This window comes from Chitinivorax sp. PXF-14 (assembly GCF_040812015.1).
Classification (GTDB): Bacteria; Pseudomonadota; Gammaproteobacteria; order Burkholderiales; family SCOH01; genus JBFNXJ01.
In genome coordinates this window covers 122,528-145,647 of record NZ_JBFNXJ010000008.1, presented here as the reverse complement: position 1 = coordinate 145,647, position 23,120 = coordinate 122,528, and the positions used below count along the sequence as shown (strand labels likewise).

Sequence of the window (23,120 nt, the reverse complement as noted above, 5' to 3'; positions counted from 1 at the left end):
TCAGCGTGCGAGATTGGCCAGCCAGGCGCTGTACAGGTTGTCCGCCAGGCGGTGGCTGACGGGCAGGCTGGCATCGAGCGAGGTGCGGATCGCATCGGCTGGCTGCACCCCCGGCGAGCGGCGGCCCGCCTCGATGTCATCGCCGCCGGCCGCGAGCCAGGCCTCGATCTTGGCGCGATCGACCTCGCAATGGAACTGCATGCCCAGGTGAATGCCATCGGCTACATAGGCCTGGTGTGCGCAATATCGGCCCGTGGCGATCAGCGTGGCGCCAGCCGGGATGCTGAAGGTCTCGCCGTGCCACTGGAACAGGCGGGCCAGCTCGGCACCGCCAAACCAGCGCTGCGCACCAGCCTGATCGACCGGCACCACGTCGCTCCAGCCTATTTCGGGATGTGCCGCTGCGCTTACCGTCCCGCCGAGCGCTTTCGACAACAGCTGCCCGCCCAGGCAGTGCCCGATCACCGGGACGCGCCGGCTGACGGCTTCCCGTATCAGCGACAACTCGGGCCCTCGCCACGGCAGCGCGTCGTTGACGCTCATCGGCCCGCCGAGCAAGGCCAGCCCTGCATATCCGGCGATCGAGCCGGGTACTGCCTCGCCCTGATCGACGCGCAGCAACTGCCAGGACAATGCCGCATGATCAAGATAGTGGCCAAGGTAGGCCGGGCCGTCGCCTGCATGATGCTGAATGACCAGTATCGGCTTCATCGCGGTGTCGGGTGTTGAATATTTTGATCAAAATGTGCAAGATAGTGTGCATATATTCAACACGCTTGGCAATTCGCGAGCGCTGACCTTTCGGAGTGCGTCACATGGCATCCCCGTCGCCTGGTATCGATTGGATCAAGGCTCGCGCCCTGATGGCGCGTGAGCGCGAGGTGTTTGCCGGACGGCATCCACGCTCGCATGCCTTGTCGCAACGAGCCGAGCGCCACCTGCTGTATGGCGTGCCATTGCACTGGATGATCGACTGGCCGACGCCGTTTTCCCTGTTCGTCGAATCGGCCCGCGGCGCGCGCTTCCGCGATGTGGATGGCCACGAGTGCGTGGATTTCTGCTTGGGCGATACCGGCGCGATGTTCGGCCACGCGCCGGAGCCCGTCGCCCGCGCGGTGGCGGCGCAGTGTGCCAAGGGTTTCACCACCATGCTGCCATCCGAAGATGCGGCGGTAGTGGGCGAGTTGCTTGCCGCGCGTTTCGGCTTGCCGTGCTGGCAGTTCGCGATGACGGCGAGTGACGCTAACCGTTTCGTGATCCGCTGGGCACGCGCCATTACTGGGCGCGACAAGGTTCTCGTGTTCAATGGCTGTTATCACGGCACGGTCGACGATGTGTTCGTCGATCTCGTCGACGGCCAGCCGGTCGCGCGCGCGAGCCTGCTCGGGCAGGTGTACGACCCGCGCGAACACACGGTGGTGGTCGAATTCAATGATCTCGGCGCGCTCGAACGTGCGCTGGCGGCCGGTGACATCGCCTGTGTGCTGGCCGAGCCGGCGTTGACCAATATCGGCATGGTATTGCCCGATCCGGGCTACTGGCAGGCGGCGCGCCAGATCATCGAGCGCCATGGCGCCTTGCTGGTCATCGACGAGACGCACACCATCAGCACCGGCCCCGGCGGCTATAGCCAGGCCCATGGGCTGGCGCCGGACATGTTCGTGCTCGGCAAGCCGGTGGGCGGCGGTGTGCCCTGCGCGGTATATGGCTTCACCGACACGGTGGCGGCGCGGATGAAACAGGCCAAATCGAGCGCCGTGCCCGGCCATTCCGGTATTGGCACCACGCTCACGGCGAACATGCTGGCGATGGCGGCGATGCGCGCCAACCTCGAAGCGGTGATGACGGATGGCGCCTATCGGCACATGTTTATCCTGGCCGAACGCCTGGCCACCGGCCTGCGCGAGGCCATTGCGCAACACCAGCTGCCGTGGTGTGTGACCCAGCTCGGCGCGCGCACCGAGTTCCAGTTCACGCCCACGCCACCCAGAAATGGCAGCGAGGCCGACGCCATCCTGAATACGGAGCTGGAACAGCTCATCCATCTCTACCTGTTGAACCGCGGCGTGCTGATCACGCCCTTCCACAACATGATGCTGGTGTGCCCGGAGACGACGGCTGCAGATGTCGATCACCTGATCGCCAGCTTCGGCGGCTGCCTGGCCGAATTGGCCCAGCCCGTGGAGAACCAGCCATGAGTAGCTGCATCTTTTGCGACATCGTTGCGGGCAGGACGCCGTCCCATGTGATCTGGGAGAGCGAGTCGCACCTGGCCTTTCTCTCGATCTTCCCGAACACGCCGGGGTTCAGCGTGGTGATTCCGAAACAGCACTACCCGAGCTATGCCTTTGGCCTGCCGGATCAGGTGCTGGCGGACCTGACGCTGGCGGCAAAGCAGGTCGGCAGGCTGCTCGACCGGGCACTCGATGGCGTGGCGCGCACCGGCATGATGTTCGAGGGCTACGGGGTGGACCATGTCCACGCCAAGCTGTTTCCGATGCATGGCACCGGTAACGACAGCGCGTTCCGGCCGATGAGCGCGCGCGTCGACAAGTTCTTCGAGCGCTATGAAGGCTATCTCTCCTCGCACGACTGGCGTCGCGCCGATGATGGCGAGCTGGCGGCGCTGGCCGCCCATATCCGCTCGTACCGCTAGGAAACAGGCGGGCCGGCGCAAGACATAGGCACGACATCTATCCGATCAACCCACCGGGTGAACCTCACCCGCACACTAGGACAGGCGAACATGAAGCTCAAGGACCCGACGCTCCTGCGTCAGCAGTGCTACCTCAACGGCGAATGGGTGGACGCCGGGAACGGCCAGACCATCGCCGTGACCAACCCGGCCACCGGCGAGCAGCTTGGCACCATCCCGAGCATGACGGCAGGCGACATCCAGCGGGCGATCGAGTCGGCACGCCTGGGGCAGATCGACTGGCGCAGGAAGACCGCGAAGGAGCGCGCCACGGTGCTCAAGCGCTGGTTTGAGCAGATGATGGCGAACCAGGAGGATCTGGCGCTGATACTGACCTCCGAACAGGGCAAGTCGCTGACCGAGGCGCGTGGCGAGATCGCCTATGGCGCGAGCTTCATCGAGTGGTTTGCCGAAGAAGGCAAGCGTCTCTACGGCGACATCATTCCGCAGAATGCCGCCGGCCGGCGCCTGCTGGTGCAGAAGGAGCCGATCGGCGTGTGCGCGGCGATCACGCCGTGGAATTTCCCCAACGCGATGATCACGCGCAAGGCCGGCCCGGCGCTGGCCGCCGGCTGCAGCATGGTGATCAAGCCGGCCACGCAGACGCCGTTCTCGGCGCTCGCGATGGCCGAGCTGGCCCACCGCGCGGGCATCCCCAAAGGCGTGCTGAACGTGGTGACAGGCTCGTCGAGTGTGATCGGCGCCGAGCTGACCGCGAGCCCGGTCGTGCGCAAGCTGACGTTCACCGGCTCGACCGAGGTCGGCAAGAAGCTGATGGCGCAATGCGCGGGGACGATCAAGAAGGTCTCGCTCGAACTCGGTGGCAATGCGCCGTTCATCGTGTTCGATGACGCCGACCTCGACGCCGCCGTCACCGGTGCGCTGGCGTCGAAATATCGCAACAGCGGCCAGACCTGCGTCTGTGCCAACCGCATCCTGGTACAGGACAGCGTCTACGTTGCCTTCCTCGACAAGTTCGCCAAGGCCGTCGCCGGGCTCAAGGTAGGCAACGGCGTGGAGGAGGGCGTCACCCAGGGGCCGCTGATCGATATGAACGCGGTCGCCAAGGTCGAGGAACACGTCGCCGACGCGCTCGCCAAGGGCGGCCGGCTGGTGGCCGGCGGCAAGCGGCACACGCTCGGTGGCAGCTTTTTCGAGCCGACGCTGATTGCCGACGTCACGCCGGCGATGCGCGTGGCGAAGGAAGAGACCTTCGGCCCGCTGGCGCCGGTGTTCCGCTTCAATACCGAGCAGGAAGCGATCCAGATGGCGAACGATACCGAATTCGGCCTCGCCAGCTATTTCTACTCGCGCGACATCGGCCGCATCTTCCGCGTGGCCGAGGCGCTCGAATACGGCATGGTCGGCGTCAACAGCGGCCTGATCTCGACCGAGGTGGCGCCGTTCGGCGGCGTGAAGGAGTCGGGCCTGGGGCGCGAGGGCTCGAAATACGGTATCGAGGACTATGTCGAGGTCAAGTACGTGTGCATCGACGGCATCGGCGCTTGATTCACGGGTGTTAACCGCAATTGACGGCGTCGGCTATCAAGCCGGGCCAGCATGAGGAAGGGACGATATGGCAAACAATCAGGAACTGCATCAGCGGCGCGCCGCGGTATTCCCACGGGGCATGGGCGCGGCCCATGCGATCTACATCGAGCGTGCGCAGAACGCCGAGCTATGGGATGTGGAAGGCAAGCGTTACATCGACTTCGGCGGCGGCATCGCCGTGGTCAATACCGGCCATACCCACCCCAAGGTGACGGCGGCGGTGATCGATCAGGTGCAGCACTTCAGCCACACCTGCCTGATGGTCAACCCCTATGAATCGGCCGTCGAGCTGGCGGAGAAGCTGTGCCGGATCGCACCTATCGCGGGCGAGAAGAAGGTGATTTTCGTCTCGACCGGCGCCGAAGCCGTCGAGAACGCGATCAAGATTGCCCGCGCCCATACCCGGCGCAGCGGCGTGATCGCGTTTACCGGCGGCTTTCATGGCCGCACCCATTACACCATGGGGCTGACCGGCAAGGTGCTGCCCTACAAGGCCGGCTTCGGGCCGTTTCCGGGTGAGATCTACCATGTGCCGTTCCCCGTGCCGTACCACGGCATCAGCGTCGAGGACTCGCTGAGGGCGATCGCCAATGTCTTCAAGTGTGATATCGAGCCGTCGCGCGTCGCGGCCATCATCATCGAGCCAGTGCAGGGCGAGGGCGGTTTCTACGCGGCGCCACCCGAGCTGATGCAGGCCCTGCGCAAGCTGTGCGACGAGCATGGCATCGTGCTGATCGCCGACGAGATCCAGACCGGCTTTGCGCGCACCGGCACGATGTTCATGAGCGAACAGCTGGGAGTCGAGCCCGACCTGATGACCATGGCCAAATCGCTCGCCGGCGGTTACCCGCTGGCGGCTGTCGTCGGCCGTGCCGCGCTCATGGATGCCCCGGCGCCCGGTGGGCTTGGCGGCACCTATGCCGGCTCGCCGGTCGCGATTGCCGCAGCGCTCGCGGTGCTCGAGGTGATGGAAGAGGAAAACCTGTGCCAGCGCTCGCGTGACATCGGCGAGGCCATGGTCGCCAAGCTGAAAGCGATGCAGACCAGGCATCCCAGGCGCATCGGCGAGATCCGCAACCAGGGCGCAATGGTGGCGATGGAGCTGGTCAAGGACGGCGGCGCCCACCAGCCCGATGCCGAGTTGACGCGTGGGCTGGTCACGGCTGCGGCGCAGGAGGGGCTGATCCTGCTGTCCTGCGGCACCTATGGCAACGTGATCCGCTTCCTGGTGCCGCTGACGGCTGGCAACGAGATCGTGGACGAGGGGCTGGCGATCCTCACGCGGGTGTTTGACCGGCTTGCGGTCTGATTCCATATCTTGCGGCCGGCCCAACGGGCCGGCCTACCTGTCCCGATTTATATGTCTGACAGACGGCTCCTTGAGTCCGGCCGTGTATGACTGTTGCGGGATACGTTAGCCGTTGCGCGCAACATCAATGAGGCATGGCCAGATACCGATCCACCTGGGGTAAAGGGCCGCACTACATGGCTGGCTTTGACGGGTAGGGGGCCGAGGCATACAGTGATGCGTCTTTGACGCTGAGGGGACCGGAACATGGAACAAGCTGACCAGGAACAGACGCCGCTGGCCGATATGAGGTGCAGCTATTGCGGTGCCACGCCGGCATACGAGGAGATAGGGAAAGGCGAAACGCTGTCGATCGTCCTCTACCGGTGCAGCAGTTGCCTGCTGAAGGAAATGAGTGATCTGGAAGAGACACCGGTAATCCCCTAGATATCTCCATTGGCAGTATTTCTCAGCTTATTCATATACGAATAATTTCTGCGCGGTAGCGCGGGTTAGCCGAAGGCTTGCCCGCAAAATCACCGGGACAAAATCAGGCGCCGATCCACGCGGGTGCGAACGACGTGCACTACCTGCCTACTCCATCTCCTGCGCGAGCGCCTTGCGCATGCGCCTCAAACCCAGCGCCACCGCCAGTGCGACGACCGGGATCGCCAGGCCCATGGCCAGTTCCGGCTCGATATGCAGCCCGGCGGTCTTGAGCCCCTTGGCGGCGTAGCCGACCAGACCGACCGTGTAATAGGTGATGGCTGCGACAGACAGCCCCTCGACCGTCTCCTGCAGCCGCAGTTGCAGCTTGGCGCGGCGATCCATCGAGCCGAGCAGCTCCTGGTTCTGCCGTTCGAGCGAGATATCGACGCGCGCGCGCAGCATGGCCGAGGCGCGGCTGACCCGGTCGGCCAGCATGCGTTGGCGCCGCTCGACCGAGTCGCAGGTATTCATGGCTGGGGCGAGGCGGCGTTCCATAAACTCGCGGAACGGCTGCATGCCCTGGATGCGGACCTCGCGCAGCTCGCCGATGCGGCGCTCGACGATGCCGTAATAGGCGCGGGCGGCCGAGAAGCGGTAATCGCTCTCCGACAGCAGGCGCTCGATGTGGGCGGCCAGCCGGGTCAGCCGGTCGAGTAGTTGCGGCTCGTCTTCCTGCCGCGCATCGGCCATGGCGGCGGTGAGCACGGCGAGCTCGCGGTCGGCGTCGTTCAGCGTCGGCGACAGGCTCTTTGCCAGCGGCAGCGCGAGCGAGGCCATCATGCGGTAGGTGTCGATCTCGAACAGCCGCTGCAGCATGCGCCCGGCCTGCTTGGGGCCCATCTGGATGTCGGCCAGCAGATAGCGCGAGAAGCCGTCGGCATGGATGCGGAAATCGGTGTACACCGCGCCGCTGCCGTCGCCGATGCGCGCGCCGATCAGATCGTTGCCCTTGAAATACTCGGTCGACACCGCTTCGAGCTTCTCCGGCAGCAGGCGCTGCACCTCGAGCCCTGCATGGGCGGCCACCAGCACATCGCCGGGCAACTGCTTGAGCCAGCTTTCGGGCACATGCAGCAGCGCCGGCTCGCCGAACGGGTCGCGGAACTCGCCGTGGCGGATGAAGGTGACGGATGAGAACTCCGAGTGGCGCGCCCATTTGAAGCGGAAAGCGCCAAGGTTGGCGGAAAAGTGGTTGCGCCCGGCGGCCGGCGGTGCGACGTCGTAGCTGGCGCACAGCTCGGCCATCAGCGCCAGCTCCTGCTCGTAGCAGATGCTGTGGTTGAGGTAGGCGATGTAGCTGGCGCGCGTCGGCGGCCTTACCGCCTCGAACGGGCGGGCATGTGCCTCGTCATTGAGCGCCAGGCGCTCGGGGTGATCGGACAGCAGCGACGGCGGACGCGCGCGCCGCGTGGTGGGCTGGGTACTGGTATTCATGGCAGGGCGGGCTCAAACGGTAGACATTGACATCGATCTTAGCGGAAATCGGTCGCTTGTTTGCGACTGCAATGGCTGAATTTTTACCGAATCCAGGTATTTCCCCGCCCCTGTCACATTCGCGCAAACTGGCCGCTGTAGGCTGACGCGGTTGTACTTCTCCCTGCCATGACGCCATGCCGAGCCGATTTGCCGTTTTCATTCGATCCCCCGCAAAAGCCGATGCGTCCCGGCCGCGTTCCGCCCGGTCTGGCGCAGTCCATCGTCTGCACGCCGACTGCCGGGGGCGCCGGTGAACCATCCACAGCACCTGCCTGCCGCTGCGACACCCGCGCCGTTCCTGTCCTTGCATGCGTTCACAGCCCCGTCCCGTAAAGGCTCGCCGGGCCGGCCGATCGACCTCGACGTGGTCAAGGGCGAACTGGTCTGCCTGCTCGGGCCCGCCGCTTGCGGCAACAGCCAGCTGCTGCGGGTCATCGCTGGTGAAGCGAGGCCAGGCAGCGGCCAGCTCGATCTGGATGGCCGCGATGTCGGCCGCCTGCCGCCCGCTGCGCGGGGCATGGCGCTGTGGGCGACTCCCGACTCACTGGTGCCGGTGCTCAATGTCCGCCGCAACGTCAGGCTGGGCCTGGTCGGTAGCGACGGTGAGGCAGCGGCTCGGGTCGAGGCCCTGCTGGCCCAGGTTGGTCTCAATGGCCTGGGTGGGCGTTTCCCCGCCTCGCTGACGCCAGCACTGCGCCGCCGCGTGACGCTGGCGCGCGCACTGGTGCGCTCGCCGCGGCTGTTGCTGGCAGACGAACCGCTGGCCGGGCTCGATGGCGAAGACAAGATCGCCCTACGCGTGCTGCTGCGTGAACGCCAGCAACAGCAAGGGCTGACGACGATCGTGGCGCTGCGCGACCCGCTCGATGCAATGGCTATGGCCGACCGCATCGCCGTGATGGAGGAGGGCATGGTTGCCCAGATCGGCACGCCGCAGCAGGTGTATTGCAACCCCGCCAGCGAATACGTCGCCCGCCTGATCGGGCAGGGCAACTGGCTCCCCGCGGTGACGCTGGGTGCGGGCATGGCGCTGGTCGGCGACATGGCGCTGATGCTGCGGCAGCAGCGCTATCTGCCGCCGGGCACCCGCATCAAGCTGTTCATCCGCCCGGAGAATGTGCGGCTGCTGCATGAATGGCGGCCGCAGCAGAACAACCTGCTGTGCCATATCGAAGCCATGGATTTCCTCGGCCCCACCGTGCGGGTGCGCCTGAAGCCAAGCTCGATGCGCGGGACGCGAGTCGTTGCCGAGCTGAACCCGCTCGATGTGCAGCGGCTCGGCATCCGGGTCGGCATGCTGGCGCCACTGGCGCTGCCATCAGATTGTATCCAGGTGTTCGGTGACGGCGGCGCCTGGCCGCAGGGCTGACTACTTACCGCCGACATGGCTGCGCCATAGCCGTTGCAGCTTGCCCGAGCGCTCCATCTCGTCGATCCCGGCATTGAGCACGTTGACCAGCGCCTCGCCATTCGCGTAAGCGCGCGACACGAGGAAATGGAAGGGCACCGGGCCGATACCCGGCACGGCGCTGTGGGCCAGGGCCGAGTCGTCGATGAATGGCTCGCCGACGGAGCGGTAGCCCTGCATGACTTCGATTTTCTCGATGAAGAGATCGCAGCTGCCGAGGTGGATGCGTTTCAGCAAGGTGCGGAAGCTGACCGACGACTGGTCGATCGCATCGCCCTGCAAGCCGTAGGGCTCGTAGTTGAAGCCGTGAATGCCGCACACATGATAGCGTTTGAAATCCGCCAGACCCTTGATGTCGAGCCCGGCGGGGAAGCGCTTGCGCGAATAGAAGTAGTAACTGTTGAGACGGTAATACGGCCGCGACATCCAGAAATCGCGAGACCGTTCCTGGCTCGCGCTGGCGTTCTGCAGCATGTTGAAGGTGCCGCCCCGGCGCGCCTCGGCCAGGCAGCGTGACCACGGCACCAGCTTGACGTCGAAGTCGATCTGCTCGCGCACGAGAATGGTCCGCAACACGTCGATCGAATAACCGACGACCTCCTCGCCGGGCCTGCCAGCCGCATCGCGCTTGCGATAGGTGAAGGGTGGCCACTCCAGCGTGTCGTCGCAGACCCGGACGACCAGATTGTCCGGCAAATCGGCCCATGCGCTCGATCCCGCAGCCAGCAACAGCGCCGCGAGGCCAGCTTGCAGCCCGTGCGAGCGGCGGGGGCGTAAATTGAGTGTTTGCATCTATACGTCTACGCGAGTTGCCATGCGATCAGTCTAGTCAACAATCGCTCGTTTCGTCATCCGCGCCGAGTGGTGGCTCAGCTCAGCATCGCCGCCAGCTGAGCCACCACTCGGCGCCGTCGAATACCGGAATCGATGCCGCCACGGGGCGCCGTTCCGTCAGCTCGAACGCTGCGCCAAGCAGTGCCTGCAACTCGGCCTCGCTCGTCCCGAAGGGCGGACCGTTCGGGGTCTCCTTGAGGAAGAAGAACCCGCTCAGGCTGCCGCCCGGCTTCAGCAGCGCCGCGCACTGTCGCGCATAGTCGGCCCACATGCGGCGTGGCAGCGCGCACAGGAAGGCGCGCTCGTAGATCAGGTCATACGGTGGCTGCGCCGATAGGGCGAAAAAATCGCCGTACTGCACACGGTCGCCCAACGTGCCGAGCTTGGCCTTGGCCTGCACCACAGCGAGCTCGCTGAAATCGACCGCCAGCGCATCCCAGCCCGCCTCGTGAAACGCGGCAACCTCGTAGGCGCTGCCGCAGCCTGGGATCAGCACATGACCGGGCGCCTGCCCTGGCAGCCATTGCAGCAGCGCGGCGGGCACCGAGCCGGCATCCCATGGCATCGTGCGATCGCGGTAGCGGCTCTCCCAGAAGCCGGCTTGGGAACTGTCCTGCGCCATGGTCGTCTCCCTTGTGTTGGTGGCGGCCATGTTAACATTCGCCCTTTGTATTGCCAGCTTTCACATGCCAGACCTCGATCATGTATTCGGCCTCGATGGGGCGCTCGCCCAGGGGATTGCGGGCTTCCGGCCACGCCAGCAGCAGCTGGAGATGGCTCAGGCTGTCGAGCACGCCATCGAATCGCAGGGCATCCTGGTGGCCGAGGCCGGCACCGGCACTGGCAAGACCTATGCCTATCTCGTCCCGGCGCTCTTGTCCGGCGGCAAGGTGATCATCTCCACCGGTACTAAGACGCTGCAGGATCAGCTGTTCCAGCGCGACATCCCGACCGTGCGCGCCGCGCTCAAGGTGCCGGTGACGGTCGCGCTGCTCAAGGGGCGCGCCAACTACGTGTGCCACTACCATCTGGAAAAGGCCGCGCTGGAGGGGCGATTCAGCAGCCGCGAGGAGGTGAAGCATCTGCAGCTGATCCGCTCCTATGCCCATACCAGCAGCAATGGCGACAAGAGCGGCTGCGCCGGTGTGCCGGAGAATGCGCCGATCTGGCCGCACGTTACGTCGACCAAGGAGAACTGCCTGGGCACCGACTGCCCGCACCACAAGGAATGCTATGTCATGCAGGCGCGCAAGGAGGCGATGGCGGCCGACGTGGTGGTGGTCAACCACCACCTGTTCTTCGCCGACGTGTGGCTGCGCGATGAAGGCGCCGGCGAGCTGTTGCCGGCCTGCAATACCGTGGTGTTCGACGAGGCGCACCAGCTGCCCGAGGTCGCCAGCCTGTTCTTTGGCGACAATGTGTCGAGCGGCCAGCTGCTCGAACTCGCGCGCGACAGCCGGGCCGAGGCGCTGACCGAAGCCAAGGACATGCCGGCGCTGAACGAGGCCTGCGGCAAGCTCGAAAAGGCCGTCAAGGATCTGCGCCTTGCCTTCGAGCAGGACAACCTGCGCCTGCCCAAGCACCAGCTCGCTGGCAACGAGAAGTTCCAGCTCGCGCTCGATGGCCTGGCAGCCAGGCTCATCGACCTGCTCAATCTGCTCGAAGCCACGGCCGAACGCGGCGAAGGGCTGAAGAACTGCCATGAGCGCGCGCTGGCGCTCAATGACAAGCTGCATGCATGGCAGCTTGACGACGAGCCGCCGGCCGCCGGGAACGACGACGAGACCGGCAAGGAAAAGCGCCGCGAAAAGGAATCGGTCCGCTGGGTGGAGGTCTTCAGCCATGCCTTCCAGCTCAACAGCACACCGCTCGACATCGCCGACGTCTTCCGCAAGCAGATCAACATCCAGAAACGCGCCTGGGTGTTCACCTCCGCCACGCTCGCCGTCAATCGCGAGTTCAAGCACTATTGCTATGAAATGGGCCTGTACGACGCCGAAACGGCTTGTTGGGACAGCCCGTTCGACTACAAGTCGCAGGCGCTGCTGTATGTGCCGAAGAATATGCCCGAGCCGAACAGCCGCGAGTTCACCGCAGCCGTCGTCGATGAGGCCTGGCCCGCGCTGAAGGCCAGCCAGGGGCGGGCGTTCCTGCTGTTCACGAGCCTGCGCGCGATGCGCGAGGCCTACGAGCTGGTCAAGGCCAGGCTGGAGAGCGAGGTGCTCGACTACCCCCTGCTGCTGCAGGGCGAGGGCTCGCGCACCGAGCTGCTCGAACGCTTCCGCAGCCTGCCGCATGCGGTGCTGGTGGCGAGCCAGACCTTCTGGGAAGGCATCGACGTCAAGGGCGAGGCACTGCAACTGGTCGTCATCGACAAGCTGCCGTTCGCGCCGCCGGACGACCCGGTGCTGTCGGCCCGCGTCGACCAGATCAACCGCGCCGGCCGCAATGCCTTCATCGAATACCAGCTGCCGCGCGCGGCGATCACGCTCAAGCAGGGGGCCGGTCGCTTGATCCGCGACGAGCGTGACGCTGGCGTGCTGATGATCTGCGACACCCGCATCGTCGACAAGCCTTATGGCAAGCGCATCTGGCAGAGCCTGCCGCCGATGCTCAAGACGCGCGACGCCCAAGTGATCCCGCGGTTCTTTGCCCAGCTCGCCACGCGCCGGGCCGCACAGGCGGAGGCCGAGACGCCTGCTGCAGGCTAGCCCGCGGCTTGAATTGGCGGGTACCACCACCATTTTCGTGGAATGTCAGCGGGGCGTACAAAGAATGTGCGAACTCGATGATATACTTCGGGGTTTGTTATTTTTGTATCGATTCTGGTCTGGAGTTGAACCATGCCTATCTATGAATACCGCTGCAGCAACTGCGGCCTGCAGAAAGAATTCCTGCAAAAGGTCAGCGATGCGCCGCTGACCGAGTGCCCGGCGTGCAAGCAGCAAACCCTAGGCAAGCTCTTGTCGGCTGCGGGCTTTCAGCTCAAGGGTAGCGGCTGGTATGCCACCGACTTCAAGGGCGGCGGCTCGACCAGCACGCCGCCGGCCAACACCGAGGCCAGCAGCGCGGCACCGGCTGCCACGCCATGCGGCGGCAGCTGCGCCTGCCATTGAGCGCTGAATGAAACGATACTTCATTACCGGCCTGCTGATCTGGGTGCCGCTGGGCATCACGCTGTGGGTGCTCAACGCCTTGATCAGCACCATGGACCAGAGCCTGCTGCTGCTGCCATCGGCCTATCGCCCGAAATCGATGTTCGGTTTCGATATTCCGGGCCTCGGCGCGATTCTGACCGTGCTGATCGTGTTCACGACGGGCCTGTTAACCGCCAACATCATCGGCCAACGCCTGATTGCCTTCTGGGAGGCGCTGCTTGGACGCATTCCGGTGGTCAAGTCGATCTACTACAGCGTCAAGCAGGTATCGGACACCCTGTTCTCATCGAGCGGCGAGGCGTTCCGCAAGGCCTTGCTGGTGCAATACCCGCGCCAGGGCTCGTGGACCATCGCCTTCATGACCGGCACGCCGAGCGGCGAGGTGGCCAGCGTGCTGAAGGAAGAGTTCGTCAGCGTCTATATTCCGACCACGCCGAACCCGACCTCGGGCTTCTTCCTGATGATGCCGAAGAAAGACGTCGTCGAGCTCGACATGAGTGTCGACGAGGCGCTCAAGTACATCATCTCCATGGGTGTCGTCGCACCCGGTGCGAATCATCATAATAACCACAACCCCAACTGATCCGGGTGTTGTTCCATTTTCCATTCTGACTGCGATTCAAGACTATGCGTACCAACTACTGTGGCCTGATCGATACCCAATACCTCGATCAAACCGTTACCCTGCAAGGCTGGGTGCACCGTCGCCGTGACCATGGCGGCGTGATCTTCATCGACCTGCGCGACCGCGAAGGCCTGGTTCAGGTTGTCGTGGATCCCGATACCAAGGCCGCATTCGAAACTGCGGACAAGCTGCGTAACGAATTCGTGGTGCAGATCGTCGGCCGCGTACGCAATCGCCCGGAAGGCACGACCAACGCCAACCTGATTTCCGGCCAGATCGAAGTGCTGGCCAAGGAAATCGAGATTCTGAACCCGTCGGTGACGCCGCCGTTCATGATCGACGACGAAAACCTGACCGAGAACACCCGCCTGTTGCACCGCGTGCTCGACCTGCGCCGCCCGGACATGCAGAAGAACCTGCGCCTGCGCTACAAGGTCGCGCTGCTGGTGCGCAACTACCTCGACTCGGCCGGCTTCATCGACATCGAAACGCCGATGCTGACCCGCTCGACGCCGGAAGGCGCGCGTGACTACCTGGTGCCGTCGCGCGTGCATCCGGGCCAGTTCTTCGCACTGCCGCAATCGCCGCAGCTGTTCAAGCAGCTGTTGATGGTGGCCGGTTTCGACCGCTACTACCAGATCACCAAGTGCTTCCGCGACGAAGACCTGCGTGCCGACCGCCAGCCGGAATTCACCCAGATCGACTTGGAGACCTCGTTCCTGAACGAAGAACAGATCATGGACATCACCGAATCGATGGCCGTGCATGTGTTCAAGGAAGCGATCGGCGTGGATCTGGGCAAGTTCCCGCGCATGACCTACGACGACGCGATGTTCTACTACGGCTCGGACAAGCCCGATATGCGCGTCTCGCTCAAGTTCGCCGAACTGACCGATGTGATGAAGGACGTGCCGTTCAAGGTATTCAGCGGTGCCGCCAATATGGAAGGTGGCCGCGTGGTCGGCCTGCGCATTCCGGGCGGTGCGGCGCTGTCGCGTTCCGAGATCGATGCCTACACCCAGTTCGTCGCTATCTACGGCGCCAAGGGCCTGGCTTATATCAAGGTCAACGACAAGACGCAGCCGAACGAAACCGGCCTGCAATCGCCGATCGTCAAGAACCTGACCGAAGCCGCACTGAAGGCCGTACTGGAGCGTACTGGCGCAGAAAACGGCGACCTGATTTTCTTCGGTGCCGACAAGCTGAAAGTGGTCAACGAAGCGATCGGCGCGCTGCGTCTGAAGGTTGGCCACGAGAAGGGCGAAGCCGGCGGCTATTTCGTCAAGGAATGGCGTCCGCTGTGGGTCATCGACTTCCCGATGTTCGAGCACGACGAAGAAGACAATCGCTGGACCGCTTGCCACCACCCGTTCACCAGCCCGAAACCGGGTCACGAAGACATGCTGGTCAGCAACCCAGGCGCCTGCCGCGCCCGTGCTTACGACATGGTGCTGAACGGCTGGGAAATCGGCGGTGGTTCGGTACGTATCCACCGTGCCGAGATCCAGAGCAAGGTGTTCGATGCATTGAACATTGGCCCGGATGAAGCGCAGAACAAGTTCGGCTTCCTGCTCGACAACCTCAAGTACGGCGCGCCCCCGCACGGTGGTCTGGCCTTCGGTCTCGATCGCTTGGTCACGCTGATGACCGGCGCCGAGTCGATCCGTGACGTGATCGCCTTCCCGAAGACCCAGCGTGCGCAGTGTCTGCTGACCAACGCACCGAACGAAGTCGACGAGAAGCAGTTGCGCGAAGTCGGCATCCGCCTGCGCCAGAAGGCACAGACGACCGACGAGGCACCGAAAGCCTGAGCGTCGTAGCTCAAAAAAAAAGCCGCTGCAGTGTAGCGGCTTTTTTGTTGCCCACCCGCCGGGTACAATCGCCGACGCTGCGGATGCCAGCGATAGTCCGCCGCACGGCTGATAATGCGGGGATCAGCTGCGCAGTAGGCTCAGCGCCAGGTTGGGCTGGCTATTCGCCTGAGCCAGCATGGCGGTGGCAGCCTGCGTCAGGATCTGCTCGCGCGTCAGCGTTGCCGTTTCTTGTGCATAGTCGGTATCGACGATGCGCGAGCGGGCTGCAGAGGTGTTTTCCTCGCTGATTTTCAGGTTATCCGACGTCGCCTGCAGGCGATTGAGCATCGCCCCGATATCGGCGCGTTGCCGGTTGACGAAGTCCATGGCCTCGTCGAGATGGGCTAGCGCAAAGGTGGGGAGCTGCACCAGGTCGATGTCGTCGATACCGAGGCTGATCGCGGAGAAGGACTGCATGCGGGCGGTGATGGTCTGATCCGCGTTGGCGCCGACCTGGAACTGGAATTCCTTGATCGTGCTGCCGCCGCCCTGGGTCGGGAAGTTCAGCTTGAAGCCGTCGAGCACATTGTTGCCGGCGCGTTCGCCGCGATCGAGCAGGATATCCTGGGCGCTCAGCACGGTGCCGCCGTCGACGTCCGCACCGCCGACTGCGCCCGTATCGGCATTGCTCAGGTTCATCGCGCCGACAAACGCCGCCGCATTGGTGTTGAACGAGGTACTGAAGCCTGCCAGGTTGGCAAAGGCGCCATGGCTCGCGTTGGTAAGCGCCTGGTCGAGCGTGGCGGCCGGGTTCGCGCCCAGGTAGGTCATGATGTCCTTGATGCCGTCGCCGCCTGCCGCCTTGATCTTCTCGTGCATGTAGCGCACGGCAGCATAGCCGCCCGAGTAGCCGGCAGAGGCCGAGACATCGTCGGCGTTGAATGCCGCCAGTATCGCCGTGACATCGGTGCCGCCGGCCGTGTCGCCGGCCAAGCGCTCATCGGCGCCATGGATGAACTCGGCGCTGCCTTCCTTGAACCAGCTGGGCAGTGCGTTGAAATTCATCGAGCGCGACATCTCCGCATGCACCATCTCGTGCGCGATGATGCGGTCGTTGTAGATCGGCGCCGAGCCGCCGTTGGGCAGGTTCGGTGGCGTGAAGTCCGCCATGTCGATATTGAGCGTGATGTTCTGCCACTGCCCGTTGCCCCCTACTGCCGTGGTGCTGACGCTGGCCAGCTTGTTGCCCACGCCGTCGCTGGTATTCAGGTTCACATCCATGGTCAGCGCGCCGTCGGCGATGATGCCGTAGTACTTTTGTACGCGCTGCTCGGCCTCTTCGAGCCAGCCGAGCTTGAGGCCATCGAGCACCGCACGCCGATTCTTGTCGCCGCCGATGCTGGCATCGACCTGCGAAAACACGCTCTGGCCGTTGAACTCGCTGCTTGAGGCGATACGGCTGATTTCCTGCGTCAGCTGGTTGGCCTCACCCTGCAACGCCTGCCTGTCGCTGGCTTGCAAGGTTGCGTTATTGGCCTGTACCGACAGCTCGCGCAGGCGTTGCATGATGTCGTTGACCTTGGTCAGCGCACCGTCCGCCGTCTGCAGCAACGAGACGCTGTCGTTGGTGTTGCGCCACGCCTGGTTTGAACCATTGATCTGTGCCCGCAAACGCTCGCTGATGGCAAGCCCGGCCGCGTCATCGCGGGCCGTGTTGACGCGCAGGCCGGACGAAAGCCGCTGCAGCGCCCGGCTGTTGCCGGAGCTGGCGGTCTCGAGCTGGCGCTGTGCGAACAGGCTCTGCAGGTTGGTGGCGATTTGCATGGTCGTGACAAGGGTTGTGGCGAGACGCCACGTCTACGCTATCGGCACGGGCATGCGAAATCTTTAGCACTGTGCCGCCAGATTTTTGTTCCCGCTCTGTCTGCAGCGTAGCAAGCACGCGGACTTGCCACCTTTCATGCTACATTCGGCCCGATTCGAATCGACGGAGTAGGTTATGCAGATGGACAAACAACGATCGTCCGCGCTCTGGAAGGGGCTGATCGGCGCATTGCTGGCGGTGCTGGCGCTGGCGGCGCTATACCTGTGGACGGTGCTCAACTGGAGCTATTCCGAGGGCGAGCGCGCCGGCTGGGTGCAGAAGCTGTCCAGGAAAGGGTGGCTATGCAAGACCTGGGAAGGCGAGCTGTCGATGGTGGCGATGCCGGGCAGCATGCCCGAGAAGTTCTATTTCACCATCCGTGACGACGCGGTGGCAGATCAGATCAATGCGGTGGTCGGCAAGCGCGTGGCGCTGACCTACCAGCAGCATGTCGGCGTCCCCAGCCAGTGTTTTGGCGAGACCAGCTATTTCGTGACCGCGGTGAAAGTCGTCGAGTGATGCCTATCAACGGCCACGGCGCAGCCGCCACGCACTGTCGATGCCGGCCAGCAGCACGGCAATCCAGATCGGCACATAGGTCAGCAGCCGGTCGGTAGTGAGCGGCTCGCCGAGCATGAGCACGGCCAGCAGGAACAGTAGCACCGGCTCGACATAGCCCAACACACCCAGCAGGCCAAGCGGCAGCAGCTTGCTGGCACTCAGGTAACACACCAGGGCGACGGTGCTGATGATGCCTAAGCCCGGTAGCAGCAGCCAGAACACCGGCTGCAAGATCACGCCCCAACCGGCATGGCCCAGGCTCAGCAGGATGAGGAGGGCGGCCGGGCACATCAGCGCCATCTCCAGCGCAAAGCCGGTGATCGCATCGAGACGGGACCAGCGGCGCAGCACGAAATAGGGCGGATAACCCGCCACCACCACCAGGCTGCTCCAGGCAAAGGCGCGCGTCAGCCACAGCTCGTGCGCCACCCCGAGCAGCGCGCAGCCGACCGCGAGCCATTGCAGCCACTGCAACCGTTCGTGATACAGCAGGCGGCCGACCAGCACCATCGCGAGCGGCAGCAGGAAATAACCCATGGCGACGGGCATGGCCTGCCCGTGCAGCGGCGCCCACATGAACAGCCACAACTGTAGCCCGAGCATTGCGGCCAGCGCCGGCAGCACCAGCCACAGCAGCGGCTCGCTGCACAGGCGTGCCAGGTCGGCCCTGAGCCGGGACCACCGCCCGCTCAGCGCGATCAGCAGCAATATGCCTGGGAAGGTCCACAGCACGCGCCAGGCGTAGATCGCCAGGCCGTCGAGCGGCTTCAACAGCGTGGTATAGCCCGACAGCAGCGCGAATAGCACCGACGCCAGCACCGACAGCGCCACGCCCTTGCCGGATAGCGGTGCGTTATGCGGCATGCAGGCTCATATCTGGCCCAGGAACCAGTTCACGATGTAGAAGTGGTCGTCGAACAGCTGCTCTTCCATGCGGCTGAACTCGAACAGCGGCACCCACTTGGCCTTGTCGGCATCGTCCGAGCCCTTGACCTTGGGCAGGCCCTCCTGCGTCGGCGGCAGCTCGATCAGGAAGGCGTGGGTGATGGTGCGGCCACGCAGCGAGCGCTTGGGGTGGTCGAACACGCGTGAGGCGCGCACCGAGCCGGCCAGCACGGGGGCCGGCACCTTGAGCTTGGTTTCCTCGCGCAGCTCGCGGATCGCCGCATCCCGCACCCGCTCGTTCTGGTTGACGAAGCCGCCGGGCAGCGCCCACAGGCCCTTGCCGGGCTGGGTGCGGCGGCGCACCAGCAGGATATGGCCGGAATACACCACCATCGCATCGACGGTGACGAAGGTAGGCGGGTAGGGCGCCCGCGCCCAGGCACGCTTGTAGTCCTGCACGAAGGCGTATTCGGTAGCGAGGTTCTGGTAGATTTCGCCGTGCCTGAAATCACCGAGGTACTGATCGACCGGCTCGGGCAGCTTCTCCGCGTCGTAGGCGTATTCGCAGGCCTGGTGCGCGTCGAAATAGTGGTGGCGGATGTCGGCCGAAACCACGCCCGAGATTTCCGGCGCCTCGAGCTGGCGCCACTGCGGAAAGAACTCCAGGTAATAGCTGTCCTGGCTGCGGTTGCCGCTGATCATGCCGATACGGTACTCGGCGGGCCGTGACGACAGGTTGGCGGTATCGACCGCGATCACCTTGTCCACCGCGCTCTGCACCTCACCGACCCATTGCTGGTCGTTGTACATGCGATCGGAGATGCCTACCACGTAGACGCGGTTCTGGTCTTCCGGCGCCAGGCAGGCGCGGATCATCTGCTCGCGTTCCTGCAGCGTCCAGGGGTTCTCGAAGGTGCGCGCCGCGCGGGCCGAGCCGACGATCACGATCAGCTTGTCGGTCTGCGTCAGCGCGTGGCGTATGGTCTGCAAATGGCCCTTGTGAAAGGGCTGGAATCTGCCGATGTAGATCAGGTAGTCGTAGCTGGCCATCGTGGTGGCTTTTCTTTCTTGTAACCGGTGCGCGATCTCGTGGTACACGGCTGATCGGGGTTCACGTGCGGCTCGAGGCCTTCCTGTACGTCAGTAGATGAAGGCCTGACCCGCCGCCTGGCGGCTTGCCGCTAGCCCTGCTCGCAACAGATCGGGAACAGGTTTTTAAATATGCATGAAAACAAAGGCGGCCATCGGGCCGCCTTGGTCTGATCAGGCGTAGTAGCGCTGTGAGAATTCCAGCATGCGCTCGATCGGCAATCTTGCCGCATCCATCTGCGCCTCGCTGAGGTAATCGATCCTTATACCCTCGCCTTGTTGCGCGCGTTTGACCGCCTCGATGGTGTTGAGCTTCATGTAGGGGCAGGAATTGCACTGGCAACCCGCGTAGATCGGTGCCTGGCGGATGTCGAGATCCGGCCGCGCCTGCTTCATGTTGTACAGGATGCCGTCTTCGGTCGCGACGAAGATCACGCCGTCGGCTTCGCGGTCGTATTGCTTCACCCAGTTCAACATGCCGCTGGTTGAGCCGACATAGTCGGCGCGCTTGAGCACCGGCAACGGGCTCTCGGGGTGGGCGATCAGGTAATGCATCTTGTCGCCGGCCTCGGCGAAGCCCGCGTTGAGCGCGTCCTCGTTGAACTTGTCGTGCACCTCGCAGACTGCCGACCACAACGGCATGTCGTAGCCGTACTGGAAGTTCAGATAGGCGCCCATATTGCGGTCAGGGCTGAAGATCACCTTCTTGCCGTCGGCGTAGAGGCTGGCGATGATGTCGTCGACGTTGCGGCTGGTGACGATCCAGTCCGACAGCGCCTTGTGCTCGGCGCTCGAGTTGATGTACGACACGTGTACGTGATCGGGGTGGGACTCACGCCAGGCCTTGAGCTGGGCGACGTCGGTCTGCTCCACCAGGGAACAGGTCGAGCCACGGTCAGGCAGGATGACCGTCGCTTGCGGATTCAGGATTTTCGCAGTCTCCGCCATGAAGCGCACACCGGCGAAGACGATGATGTCGGCCTCGGCGTCGCGGGCGAAGAGGGAGAGTTCGAGACTGTCGCCCACCTTGTCCGCCATCTGCTGGATCTCGGGCGTGGTGTAGTAATGGGCGAGCGTGACCACTTTCTTGGCCATAGGAAATCCTCCTATATCAATGTCTTGCAGTCCATCCTGCAAGTAAGGCTTTAAGTTTTGACCGCCTTTGCCGCCACGGAATCCCCGTGCTGTACCGCAGCAAAGTCGCGCAACGATAGCAGAATTGCCATGCCATCGCTATCGATTGAGACCCGCATCCAGCCCGTTGGTTGCGGGCCGGAAAGCAGAAGACCGCCTCGCGGCGGTCTTCTTCATCGCTGAGAGCGCATCAGATGCCGCGCAGCAGCTCGTTGATGCCGACCTTGCCGCGGGTCTTGGCATCGACCTTCTTCACGATCACGGCGCAATAGAGGCTGTACTTGCCGTCGGCCGAGGGCAGATTGCCCGACACGACTACCGAGCCCGCCGGGATGCGGCCGTAAGTCACTTCACCGGTCTCGCGGTCGTAGATCTTGGTCGACTGGCCGATGTAGACGCCCATCGAGATCACCGAGCCTTCTTCGACGATGACGCCTTCGACGACCTCGGAGCGCGCACCGATGAAGCAGTTGTCCTCGATGATGGTGGGGTTGGCCTGCAGCGGCTCGAGCACGCCGCCGATGCCGACACCGCCGGACAGATGGACGTTCTTGCCGATCTGTGCGCAGGAACCGACGGTAGCCCAGGTGTCGACCATGGTGCCTTCATCGACGAAGGCGCCAATGTTGACATAGGACGGCATCAGCACCACGTTCTTGCCGATGAAGCTGCCGCGGCGCGCCACGGCATTGGGCACGACGCGGAAGCCACCTTCCTTGAAGTTGGCCTCGCTGTAGTCGGCGAACTTGCTCGGCACCTTGTCGTAGTATTGGGTGCAGCCGCCGTCGAGCGGCACGTTGTCGTTGATGCGGAAGGACAGCAGCACGGCCTTCTTCACCCACTGGTTGACCACCCATTGGCCTTCGATCTTCTCGGCCACGCGCAGGCGGCCCTGGTCGAGCTCGTTGATGACCTGGTTGATGGCCGACTTCAGCTCGGCGGAAACGGTCGCGGGGGTAATGTTGGCGCGGTCTTCGAACGCGGCTTCGATGAGGGGCTGAATCGGGTGCATGGCATTTCCTGGATTGGGTTGAATGTGGATCGATGTCATGGGGAAACCTGTTTGGTGGCGTTCGTGATGCTTATTGTTATGAATTGACGTAGCCGACAATGCGCTGTGCGGCTTCCACGCATTCGGCCAGCGGCGCGACCAGGGCGATGCGCACGTACTGGCTGCCTGGGTTGACGCCGTGGGCGCCGCGCGCCAGATAGCTGCCCGGCAATACCGTTACATTACACCGTTCGTACAGGCCACGCGCAAACTCGGCATCGTCTGCAGTGGTTGGCACCCACAGGTAGAACGCCGCGTCGGGACGGCTGGCCGGCAGCGCCTGCTGGATGATGGGCAGCACCGCGTCGAACTTCTCGGCGTACTGGCGGCGGTTATCCTCGACATGGGATTCGTCGGCCCAGGCCACGGCACTCGCTGCCTGCACCGTCGGGCTCATGGCGCAGCCATGATAGGTGCGGTAGAGCAGGAAGCCTTCGAGCAGTGCGGTGTCGCCGGCGACGAAGCCCGAGCGCATGCCGGGCACGTTCGAGCGCTTCGACAGGCTGCTGAATACCACCAGCCGGCGCCAGTCGCTGCGGCCCAGTTGCTGGGCGGCTTCGAGCGCGCCGAGCGGCGGCGTGTCGAAATAGATTTCGGAATAGCATTCGTCGGAGGCAATGACAAAGCCGAAGCGATCCGACAACGCGAACAGCTCGCGCCAGCCATCGAGACCCATCACCGCGCCGGTCGGGTTGCCTGGCGAGCACACATAGACCAGCTGCGTGCGCTGCCATACCGATTCGGGCACGGCCTGCCAGTCGGGCAGGTAGCCTGTTTCGGCGGTGGTGTTCACATAGTAAGGCGTGGCACCGGCCAGCAAGGCCGCACCTTCATAGATCTGATAGAACGGATTGGGCGACAGCACGACTGGATCGGGCTGGCTGCGATCGACCACGGCCTGGGCAAACGAGAACAGCGCCTCGCGCGAACCGTTGACGGGCAGAATCTCGCGCGCCGCATCGAGCGTGACGCCGTAGCGGCGCTTGATCCAGGCGGCGATCGACTGGCGCAGCGCATCGGAGCCCTGTGTCGTCGGGTAGGCCGACAGGCCGGAGAAGTTGGCGGTCAGCGCGTCGAGCACCAGCGGCGGCGTGGCGTGCTTGGGCTCGCCGATCGACAGGTTGATGGACTTGAGGGCTGGATTGGGTGTCACGCCCTTGAACAACTCGCGCAGTTTCTGGAACGGGTAGGGCTGAAGCGCTTGCAGGCTGGGATTCAC

The 23,120-nt window shown here is 64.1% G+C and carries 21 protein-coding genes; 11 read left to right on the top strand and 10 right to left on the bottom strand.

The features are described 5' to 3' along the window. Positions 1–711 carry a type 1 glutamine amidotransferase gene (locus ABWL39_RS11735; RefSeq protein WP_367790922.1) on the bottom strand — a complete coding sequence of 237 codons (711 nt, stop codon included), beginning with the start codon at positions 709–711 and terminating at the stop codon, positions 1–3. Between the two features lie 104 nt (positions 712–815). On the opposite strand from ABWL39_RS11735, the gene ABWL39_RS11730 reads away from it, so the two are divergent. The 5 genes from ABWL39_RS11730 (at position 816) to ABWL39_RS11710 (ending at position 5,981) form a co-directional block, all read left to right on the top strand. Continuing rightward, a complete protein-coding gene (locus ABWL39_RS11730; RefSeq protein WP_367790919.1) occupies positions 816–2,198 on the top strand; it encodes an aspartate aminotransferase family protein in 1,383 nt (460 codons plus the stop codon). Next, positions 2,195–2,656 carry an HIT family protein gene (locus ABWL39_RS11725; RefSeq protein WP_367790916.1) on the top strand — a complete coding sequence of 154 codons (462 nt, stop codon included), beginning with the start codon at positions 2,195–2,197 and terminating at the stop codon, positions 2,654–2,656. The genes ABWL39_RS11730 and ABWL39_RS11725 overlap by 4 nt, the downstream gene beginning before the upstream one ends. 90 nt (positions 2,657–2,746) lie before the next feature. Next, positions 2,747–4,204 (top strand): NADP-dependent succinate-semialdehyde dehydrogenase, encoded by a 1,458-nt coding sequence (gabD, locus tag ABWL39_RS11720; protein ID WP_367790913.1) that lies wholly within the window; start codon positions 2,747–2,749, stop codon positions 4,202–4,204. Positions 4,205–4,271: 67 nt separating this feature from the next. Then, positions 4,272–5,555: a 4-aminobutyrate--2-oxoglutarate transaminase gene (gene gabT, locus ABWL39_RS11715; RefSeq protein ID WP_367790910.1), complete on the top strand. Its 1,284-nt coding sequence runs from the start codon at positions 4,272–4,274 to the stop codon at positions 5,553–5,555. A gap of 246 nt (positions 5,556–5,801) precedes the next feature. Beyond that, positions 5,802–5,981, top strand: coding sequence for a hypothetical protein (locus ABWL39_RS11710; RefSeq protein ID WP_367790907.1), 180 nt, complete (start codon positions 5,802–5,804; stop codon positions 5,979–5,981). Positions 5,982–6,128: 147 nt separating this feature from the next. On the opposite strand, the gene ABWL39_RS11705 is transcribed toward ABWL39_RS11710, so the two are convergent. Then, the gene (locus ABWL39_RS11705; RefSeq protein ID WP_367790904.1) at positions 6,129–7,457 is read right to left on the bottom strand and encodes a DUF3422 family protein; all 1,329 of its coding nucleotides are present in this window, start codon (positions 7,455–7,457) and stop codon (positions 6,129–6,131) included. 292 nt (positions 7,458–7,749) lie between these two features. Between ABWL39_RS11705 and ABWL39_RS11700 the strand changes: the two genes are divergently transcribed. Next, positions 7,750–8,868 carry an ABC transporter ATP-binding protein gene (locus tag ABWL39_RS11700; protein ID WP_367790901.1) on the top strand — a complete coding sequence of 373 codons (1,119 nt, stop codon included), beginning with the start codon at positions 7,750–7,752 and terminating at the stop codon, positions 8,866–8,868. On the opposite strand, the gene ABWL39_RS11695 is transcribed toward ABWL39_RS11700, so the two are convergent. Together ABWL39_RS11695 and ABWL39_RS11690 are read right to left on the bottom strand one after the other, a co-directional pair. Then, positions 8,869–9,699 (bottom strand): substrate-binding periplasmic protein, encoded by an 831-nt coding sequence (locus tag ABWL39_RS11695; RefSeq protein WP_367790898.1) that lies wholly within the window; start codon positions 9,697–9,699, stop codon positions 8,869–8,871. An 82-nt stretch (positions 9,700–9,781) separates the two neighbouring features. Then, complete coding sequence (locus ABWL39_RS11690; RefSeq protein ID WP_367790895.1) at positions 9,782–10,363, bottom strand: methyltransferase; 582 nt, start codon at positions 10,361–10,363, stop codon at positions 9,782–9,784. A gap of 64 nt (positions 10,364–10,427) precedes the next feature. Between ABWL39_RS11690 and ABWL39_RS11685 the strand changes: the two genes are divergently transcribed. The 4 genes from ABWL39_RS11685 (at position 10,428) to aspS (ending at position 15,335) form a co-directional block, all read left to right on the top strand. Further along, complete coding sequence (locus tag ABWL39_RS11685; RefSeq protein ID WP_367790892.1) at positions 10,428–12,452, top strand: ATP-dependent DNA helicase; 2,025 nt, start codon at positions 10,428–10,430, stop codon at positions 12,450–12,452. 132 nt (positions 12,453–12,584) lie between these two features. Next, on the top strand, positions 12,585–12,857 hold the full coding sequence (locus ABWL39_RS11680) for an FmdB family zinc ribbon protein (protein WP_367790889.1): 273 nt from the start codon (positions 12,585–12,587) through the stop codon (positions 12,855–12,857). A 7-nt stretch (positions 12,858–12,864) separates the two neighbouring features. Further along, positions 12,865–13,482 (top strand): DUF502 domain-containing protein, encoded by a 618-nt coding sequence (locus tag ABWL39_RS11675; protein WP_367790886.1) that lies wholly within the window; start codon positions 12,865–12,867, stop codon positions 13,480–13,482. A 44-nt stretch (positions 13,483–13,526) separates the two neighbouring features. Continuing rightward, positions 13,527–15,335 (top strand): aspartate--tRNA ligase, encoded by a 1,809-nt coding sequence (gene aspS, locus ABWL39_RS11670; protein ID WP_367790882.1) that lies wholly within the window; start codon positions 13,527–13,529, stop codon positions 15,333–15,335. Between the two features lie 123 nt (positions 15,336–15,458). Here the strand turns inward: aspS and ABWL39_RS11665 are convergent, their stop codons facing one another. Beyond that, positions 15,459–17,141, bottom strand: coding sequence for a flagellinolysin (locus ABWL39_RS11665; RefSeq protein WP_367790879.1), 1,683 nt, complete (start codon positions 17,139–17,141; stop codon positions 15,459–15,461). 181 nt (positions 17,142–17,322) lie between these two features. Between ABWL39_RS11665 and ABWL39_RS11660 the strand changes: the two genes are divergently transcribed. Continuing rightward, complete coding sequence (locus tag ABWL39_RS11660; protein ID WP_367790876.1) at positions 17,323–17,700, top strand: hypothetical protein; 378 nt, start codon at positions 17,323–17,325, stop codon at positions 17,698–17,700. Positions 17,701–17,706: 6 nt separating this feature from the next. Here the strand turns inward: ABWL39_RS11660 and rarD are convergent, their stop codons facing one another. From rarD to dapC, 5 genes are all read right to left on the bottom strand, one after another. Then, on the bottom strand, positions 17,707–18,606 hold the full coding sequence (gene rarD, locus ABWL39_RS11655; RefSeq protein ID WP_367790873.1) for an EamA family transporter RarD: 900 nt from the start codon (positions 18,604–18,606) through the stop codon (positions 17,707–17,709). A 6-nt stretch (positions 18,607–18,612) separates the two neighbouring features. After that, a complete protein-coding gene (locus ABWL39_RS11650; protein WP_367790870.1) occupies positions 18,613–19,677 on the bottom strand; it encodes a bifunctional nicotinamide-nucleotide adenylyltransferase/Nudix hydroxylase in 1,065 nt (354 codons plus the stop codon). A 213-nt stretch (positions 19,678–19,890) separates the two neighbouring features. Then, positions 19,891–20,811 carry a quinolinate synthase NadA gene (nadA, locus tag ABWL39_RS11645; protein ID WP_367790867.1) on the bottom strand — a complete coding sequence of 307 codons (921 nt, stop codon included), beginning with the start codon at positions 20,809–20,811 and terminating at the stop codon, positions 19,891–19,893. Between the two features lie 229 nt (positions 20,812–21,040). Further along, positions 21,041–21,862, bottom strand: coding sequence for a 2,3,4,5-tetrahydropyridine-2,6-dicarboxylate N-succinyltransferase (gene dapD, locus ABWL39_RS11640; protein ID WP_367790863.1), 822 nt, complete (start codon positions 21,860–21,862; stop codon positions 21,041–21,043). A gap of 76 nt (positions 21,863–21,938) precedes the next feature. Next, positions 21,939–23,120, bottom strand: a complete 1,182-nt coding sequence (gene dapC / locus ABWL39_RS11635) for a succinyldiaminopimelate transaminase (RefSeq protein ID WP_367790859.1) — start codon at positions 23,118–23,120, stop codon at positions 21,939–21,941.

Bases quoted from the DNA above. Each gene is read 5' to 3' on its own strand.
- ABWL39_RS11685 (WP_367790892.1), top strand. From the start codon at position 10,428: ATGCCAGACCTCGATCATGTATTCGGCCTCGATGGGGCGCTCGCCCAG.
- ABWL39_RS11705 (WP_367790904.1), bottom strand. From the start codon at position 7,457: ATGAATACCAGTACCCAGCCCACCACGCGGCGCGCGCGTCCGCCGTCG.
- ABWL39_RS11710 (WP_367790907.1), top strand. From the start codon at position 5,802: ATGGAACAAGCTGACCAGGAACAGACGCCGCTGGCCGATATGAGGTGC.
- ABWL39_RS11680 (WP_367790889.1), top strand. From the start codon at position 12,585: ATGCCTATCTATGAATACCGCTGCAGCAACTGCGGCCTGCAGAAAGAA.
- rarD (WP_367790873.1), bottom strand. From the start codon at position 18,606: ATGCCGCATAACGCACCGCTATCCGGCAAGGGCGTGGCGCTGTCGGTG.
- dapD (WP_367790863.1), bottom strand. From the start codon at position 21,862: ATGCACCCGATTCAGCCCCTCATCGAAGCCGCGTTCGAAGACCGCGCC.
- ABWL39_RS11730 (WP_367790919.1), top strand. From the start codon at position 816: ATGGCATCCCCGTCGCCTGGTATCGATTGGATCAAGGCTCGCGCCCTG.
- ABWL39_RS11650 (WP_367790870.1), bottom strand. From the start codon at position 19,677: ATGGCCAGCTACGACTACCTGATCTACATCGGCAGATTCCAGCCCTTT.
- aspS (WP_367790882.1), top strand. From the start codon at position 13,527: ATGCGTACCAACTACTGTGGCCTGATCGATACCCAATACCTCGATCAA.
- ABWL39_RS11735 (WP_367790922.1), bottom strand. From the start codon at position 711: ATGAAGCCGATACTGGTCATTCAGCATCATGCAGGCGACGGCCCGGCC.
- ABWL39_RS11665 (WP_367790879.1), bottom strand. From the start codon at position 17,141: ATGCAAATCGCCACCAACCTGCAGAGCCTGTTCGCACAGCGCCAGCTC.
- ABWL39_RS11690 (WP_367790895.1), bottom strand. From the start codon at position 10,363: ATGGCGCAGGACAGTTCCCAAGCCGGCTTCTGGGAGAGCCGCTACCGC.
- gabD (WP_367790913.1), top strand. From the start codon at position 2,747: ATGAAGCTCAAGGACCCGACGCTCCTGCGTCAGCAGTGCTACCTCAAC.
- gabT (WP_367790910.1), top strand. From the start codon at position 4,272: ATGGCAAACAATCAGGAACTGCATCAGCGGCGCGCCGCGGTATTCCCA.
- ABWL39_RS11660 (WP_367790876.1), top strand. From the start codon at position 17,323: ATGGACAAACAACGATCGTCCGCGCTCTGGAAGGGGCTGATCGGCGCA.
- ABWL39_RS11675 (WP_367790886.1), top strand. From the start codon at position 12,865: ATGAAACGATACTTCATTACCGGCCTGCTGATCTGGGTGCCGCTGGGC.
- ABWL39_RS11695 (WP_367790898.1), bottom strand. From the start codon at position 9,699: ATGCAAACACTCAATTTACGCCCCCGCCGCTCGCACGGGCTGCAAGCT.
- nadA (WP_367790867.1), bottom strand. From the start codon at position 20,811: ATGGCCAAGAAAGTGGTCACGCTCGCCCATTACTACACCACGCCCGAG.
- ABWL39_RS11725 (WP_367790916.1), top strand. From the start codon at position 2,195: ATGAGTAGCTGCATCTTTTGCGACATCGTTGCGGGCAGGACGCCGTCC.